The following is a 5,552-nucleotide window of genomic DNA, read 5'->3' as shown; positions in this document are numbered from 1 at the left end:
ACATTAAATCTGTGTTGTTGAAAAAAACCAGAGCAGGAAAATCAACATTGTTTCGACGCTCTGTAAGTGACTTGGTTAACACTTGGTTATTTGTAAACTGCCCAACCCAACGGCTGAGTTGCTCATCACTTTTTGCAGTAATGACTGTCTTTAGTAGAGACTGGTGTGCAGAAGAAAAGCGGCGATACCAAGCCTTTGCCAGGATATCTTCTTCTTTAATAACCTCTCGAAAGTAGGTACAAACCTGCTTTAAACGAGCAATATCTTTAAGCCTCAAACAGCCAATAATTTTCAATTGTGTCAGGCTGGGCAAATTGAGTAGTGAAAGTTCACCCTTGTCACATACAGTAATTTTCCTGCCTGCACTATCACCCACAACCTCTGACCTCGATAGAGATTGATCTGGTGTTGGTGAAAGTGAACCGACAATATTGGAATCGTTATTCATTCCATTCATGCTCTGTTACTCAATGGTTACTATTTACTCTCAATTAAAAAAGACATTCAAAATTGATGCCACGGGTTAGACTCGGAGTTGAAATAAAAGTTCATTACGGGTTGTCAAGTGAAACTGACAATAGTTTCTGTCTTTCAGCACAAGAAGAATAGCGTCAATTAGAGGAAACCCCTTGAATTGATAAACCCGGATCGCGCGCTCATCTTCGGGGTGATTAGAGTAAGGCTTTTCACCCGGTTAATAATAACGCAGCTCAGCCTTACTTTTTTACCACCGGCAGCAACAATTTTCGCCACTAGCCTACTGAGTTTGGATTCTCTAAACAAAAATTGATGACAACTGTTTTCCAGTATCCAAAATTATTTCCCGTTTTTTTGATTAATTAATTCAAGAATCTGGCATCTTCCTTAATTCTTTTCTGCAAAGCCGGATGCGCCTTGACCCTATGGAGATAGGCGGCAAAAACCGGATATTCTGACGGGTCAGGTTCAAATTCGGCATAACCGGCATTGATAAAACAGGAACCGATGCCAATATCAGCCATCATCAATGATTCACCCAAGAGAAAACCTTGTTCCGGAACTACACTTTCCAGATAAGCCAATGTCTTGGGCATGTTGTCTTTAAGGTTTTGCTGTACTTTGTCTTCGTCCGTTTCCATCCCCATCATCGGCTTCACTACCCGTTCGAAGAACAAACTTTCAGCAGTCACTTTCATTAAAACCGTATCAGCGTACTCCTCGAACCAGCGGGCTTTGGCCTTCAGGACCAGATCGGCGGGATACAACGCAATTTCCGGGTAGCGATCTTCCAGATACTCACAGATGATGGAGGAGTCTGCCAGGGTCACTTCACCATCCTGCAAGGCAGGAACTTTTTTCAGGGGACTGATTTTTTCAAAACCTTCAGGGGTATTAAAAGGAATAACGGGGTCCAACTCAAAATCCAGCCCTTTCATTTCCAGGGCCACTAAAACCTTTCGAACCATGGGGGAAAGGGTTGCTCCAAAAACTTTCATTATAATTCTCCTGTTCAATGAATAATTTTCATTCCTTAGGGGCAAGAAAATTATTCTATCGCTATGGCGGCTCAGAACCATCTATCCTACAGCCAAGCCTATTAATAAGGCCACTTTATGCTAACCTTGCGTCGTTTATTTACATTCCGATGAAATTCAATGAAACAATCTATTCTGGGTTCCCTTCCTCCAGAGGCTTTCCTGCAAAGCTATTGGCAAAAGAAACCTCTGCTGATTCGTCAGGCCATCCCGGATTTTCTGTCACCTCTCTCGGCCGATGAGCTGGCAGGTCTGGCGTTGGAAGAGGACGTTGAGTCCCGTATTGTGCTTGAGAAAGGGGAAACTCCGTGGGAGCTGAGACGGGGACCGTTCAGTGAAGCTGACTTTGCCTGTCTGCCGCCCAGTCACTGGACACTTCTGGTTCAGGCTGTGGACCACTGGGTACCCGGTGTTCACTCATTGCTGGATTACTTTGACTTTCTTCCCTCCTGGCGGCTTGAAGACATCATGATCAGCTATGCAACCGACGGTGGTTCAGTGGGCCCTCACTATGATCATTTTGATGTTTTCCTGATTCAGGCCGAAGGTCAAAGACGCTGGCAAGTCGGCCCGGTCTATGATGCTAACTCAGCGAGACTGGAAGACACTGAGCTCCACATTCTCTCAGAGTTTGAAGTTCTGGAAGATTATGTCCTTGAGCCCGGCGACATACTCTACCTGCCGCCTGGTATCGGTCATCATGGCGCAGCCGAAGGTGAATGCATGACTATTTCAGTAGGCTTTCGGGCTCCCAGCCATCGCGAGATTCTGATGCAATTTACTGACTTTATCGCCGACCGGTTACCAGAGAGCCTTCGCTATTCAGACCCCGACCAGACTTTGCCCGAGCAAAAAGGCGAGATTGATGAAAAAGCCCTGGATCGTCTACAGAAAATTCTGAAAACGCATATTGAAGATCGCTCAATGCTGGCAGAATGGTTTGGAGAGATGATGACTCAACCCAAACATGAGCAGCCATTGGAAGAACACTGGCAAAGTTGGGAAGCGCTTAAGGAAGAGGCTGAAGGGATTGATCTGGTGCTCAATGAGGGCTCAAGGCTCGCTTTCAGGCAAGAGAAAAATCACCTGACACTGTTTGCTGATGGTGAGGCCTACGAATGCCAGTCTGCAGACGCAGCGAATCTGGCTCAACAGATGTGTCAGCACTCGCAACTGGCATCCGATCAATGGCACTTTGTCGTGGACAATGAAGCTCGTGAGTTGCTACTCCGCTTGATTAACGCGGGCTGTATCTACCCGCTCTTTGAGGCAGAGACAGAGGACTGATGAATAATATTCTGTTATTGGTCGAACGCTTAAACCAAAAATAACAACCAACCAGCGTGGCAAATGATAGCCTTAGCGCTTTCATTTGCCACTTTTCACCTTCAGAAAAGTTAAAACTGATATCTCTGGTAAGAACATCTCTTCGGGTGCTGTAGTTCTGCTTCTTTTACAGATTAACCCGTCATTTTTGGCTTTAAAGCTTTACTGACCAAACGGCCGCACGTAAGGCTTGATTATAACTATTCTGGTGAAGTTGTTTTTAACAAATACAGGTAAAGCTATGGCCTTACAATGTGACTTTAAGGTGCTTTTATTTTCAGTCTTTTTTTTGTTTTGTCAGCAGGGGATGGCAAACGACACCTATGATCTTGAAGAATTTCGCCAGTATTATAAAAAAATCTGGGACCCTTCCCCAAAAAGAAGGCAAAAGGGCTCGGGTGATTCCATCATGAACCCGTTTAAAATTATTCGTATTGGCTTTTTCGGGCTGAATTTAGCGGCTGATGATGTATCCGGAGATGACCGACTGGAAATCTACAATAACTTCTTGCTTGATGAGCAAAATTTTGAATATCTTTCAAACTTTTACTTTTACTACGTGAACATAGGGAGCCCTCAATATCGGCATGCGCGCATTCAGAAAATACTGAGACTGATATTTCGTATATTCACTATGAATGTGACCATGGAAAATAGCCCGGCAGGTAAACAGAAAATAAACGCAATGGCCAGAAGCCTCTTTGATAAGTTGTTTTTTTCTCCAGCCATCGATGCTGAAATTAACCCTTATTACACTATTTTCAATTCACATTCAGAGAAAAATCTGCCTGATTATGCCACTGTTCATAACGGTTTAGTCCTGATGTTTTTTGCTTTTCTTGGTCCTCATGTTCTTTCCACCAATGCCTTTTATGATCACTTTTCTGTGCTGCTCAATCGCTTTACCCGAAAAAGCTACCATGAAGCATTATCCAATTCACTGCTGTCTGGCAATACCAGCGATTATCAATCTCCGAAAAGATTTGCCAATCGGCTCAAAGAAGCAAACCTGGACACTGAAACAGCTCTTCTCATCGGTTTACATGCAATGGCAAGCGCTTCTCACCACCACATGGCTACAGGAATGGCGTGGCCAGAGACACTGGAAGAACTGTTACAAAGATTTTTGCCCTATGAGCTTCTGTGCAGTAGCTACGAAAATATGAATAGCCTTTGCCAGAGAGAATCACGTTCCAGGCCTGAGGTCATGTTTAGCTACGAAGGTATGCGAGATTTTACATACAATATTCTGGGTATTGATCCCACACCCCCGGCTGAATTAGATGAAGAAGCATGTTCACAGTCAGGAGTCTGCCGCAATCTATCGGACCCTTCTCCACAGAATTCCAGTTCTCCCCGGGATACCGCTTCTGACTGGAGTTTAGACAGTGAAGATTCCGACGAGGAAATAGCACAGAAATCAGGAGCAGTTGGAGGTGCCACCAGAGAGAGCCAGGAATGTTTGATTTGTTCAGGACCACTGGAAGATAAAACTATATTCATAAGCTGCAGGCACCTTGGTTATTGTGAGGTCTGTATTGAGAACATTTTAAAGGAATAGATAGAAGGGAAGCTCTGCTTCTCCTTTATACTTCCAGCGGTTCTGAGATCCTTCCCAGCCAGATACTGATATTGTGCTTCTTTGACAAATTGACCCGCCATTTTATTGCCTTAAAGCTTTACTGACCAAAAAGTCTCACGAAAGGTTTGTTGATGAACAAGAGTGAAAGCAAACAATCAATCATTCATCAACAGTTTAATGATGTTCACCCTGCGATCAGAACCGGTGGTAACCAGATGGCTGACGTCGTTGCTGAAGTTGGCTGATATGACCGAACCCCAATGATAAACAGTGGCTTTTTCTACCCATGATCCATCAGTTTCCTGGCCAATAATTTTCGCCGTGTTATCTAAACTGGCAGTCAACACATGGCGGCTATCGGCACTGAAGGTGGCTGAGCTGACCGAACTATTATGACGAATTTCGAATTTTTTTTCCCACAATCCATCATCATGATGGTCATAAATTATAACTCTGCAATCGTGAGTGGCCGTAACCATATGACGGCTATCAGCGCTGAAGGTGAAATTGGCGTGGGCATCGCCACCGTTGTGCAAAGTGGCTTTTTCTTCCCATAATCCACCCGCACCCGCCTTATGGCCACAGATTTTCGCCACGCCATCTCCACGGGTGATCACAAGATGGCAGCCATCGGGGCTGAAAGAGGCTGTTTTGACCACACGACTATTGATAATAGTGAGTTTTTCTTTCCATGTACCATCGTCCTCATAGCCGTGGATTTTCACAGTGTAATTGCCATTGACGGTAACCAGATGGTGTCCATCGGGGCTCATGGCGGCTATATCGACACCTTCTTCATGGTAAATGGTGGCTTGTTCTTCCCATGTTCCGTCTTCCTCCTGGCCGTAGATTTTCGCAGTGCCATCGTAACTGGCGGTCAGCACATGGCGACTATCGTCGCTTAAAGTAGCTGAGATAACATTGTCATCATGAGTAATTCTGGCTTTTTCTATCCATAATCCATCGGACTCCAGACTATAGATCTTCACTGTGTGATCGTCGCTGGCAGTCACCACATGGTGTCCATCGGCGCTGAAGGAGGCTGAATTAATATCGTTACCATGGGCAATGATGGCTTTCTCTTCCCATAATCCATCGTCATCATGACCATAGATTTTTGCTATGTAGTC

General features: G+C 44.7%; 5 protein-coding genes. 2 read left to right on the top strand and 3 right to left on the bottom strand.

What is annotated here, in order from left to right; translation table 11 throughout:
- Together KDK18_RS04035 and KDK18_RS04030 are read right to left on the bottom strand one after the other, a co-directional pair.
- On the bottom strand, positions 1–448 hold a 448-nt coding region (locus KDK18_RS04035; protein ID WP_257253386.1), incomplete at its 3' end, for an F-box protein.
- A gap of 391 nt (positions 449–839) precedes the next feature.
- The gene (locus tag KDK18_RS04030) at positions 840–1,475 is read right to left on the bottom strand and encodes a glutathione S-transferase family protein (protein WP_257253385.1); all 636 of its coding nucleotides are present in this window, start codon (positions 1,473–1,475) and stop codon (positions 840–842) included.
- Positions 1,476–1,634: 159 nt separating this feature from the next.
- Between KDK18_RS04030 and KDK18_RS04025 the strand changes: the two genes are divergently transcribed.
- Together KDK18_RS04025 and KDK18_RS04020 are read left to right on the top strand one after the other, a co-directional pair.
- Positions 1,635–2,801: a cupin domain-containing protein gene (locus KDK18_RS04025; protein ID WP_257253383.1), complete on the top strand. Its 1,167-nt coding sequence runs from the start codon at positions 1,635–1,637 to the stop codon at positions 2,799–2,801.
- A gap of 280 nt (positions 2,802–3,081) precedes the next feature.
- Positions 3,082–4,401: an RING finger protein gene (locus KDK18_RS04020; protein WP_257253380.1), complete on the top strand. Its 1,320-nt coding sequence runs from the start codon at positions 3,082–3,084 to the stop codon at positions 4,399–4,401.
- 176 nt (positions 4,402–4,577) lie between these two features.
- Here the strand turns inward: KDK18_RS04020 and KDK18_RS04015 are convergent.
- Positions 4,578–5,552: WD40 repeat domain-containing protein (locus tag KDK18_RS04015; protein WP_257253379.1), on the bottom strand; the 975-nt coding region annotated here is incomplete at its 5' end.

Source organism: Endozoicomonas sp. SESOKO3 (assembly GCF_024606255.1).
The sequence above is the reverse complement of the archived record's forward strand: the minus strand, read 5'-3'. Positions and strand labels throughout refer to the sequence as shown.

Bases quoted from the DNA above. Each gene is read 5' to 3' on its own strand.
- KDK18_RS04030 (WP_257253385.1), bottom strand. From the start codon at position 1,475: ATGAAAGTTTTTGGAGCAACCCTTTCCCCCATGGTTCGAAAGGTTTTA.
- KDK18_RS04020 (WP_257253380.1), top strand. From the start codon at position 3,082: ATGGCCTTACAATGTGACTTTAAGGTGCTTTTATTTTCAGTCTTTTTT.
- KDK18_RS04025 (WP_257253383.1), top strand. From the start codon at position 1,635: ATGAAACAATCTATTCTGGGTTCCCTTCCTCCAGAGGCTTTCCTGCAA.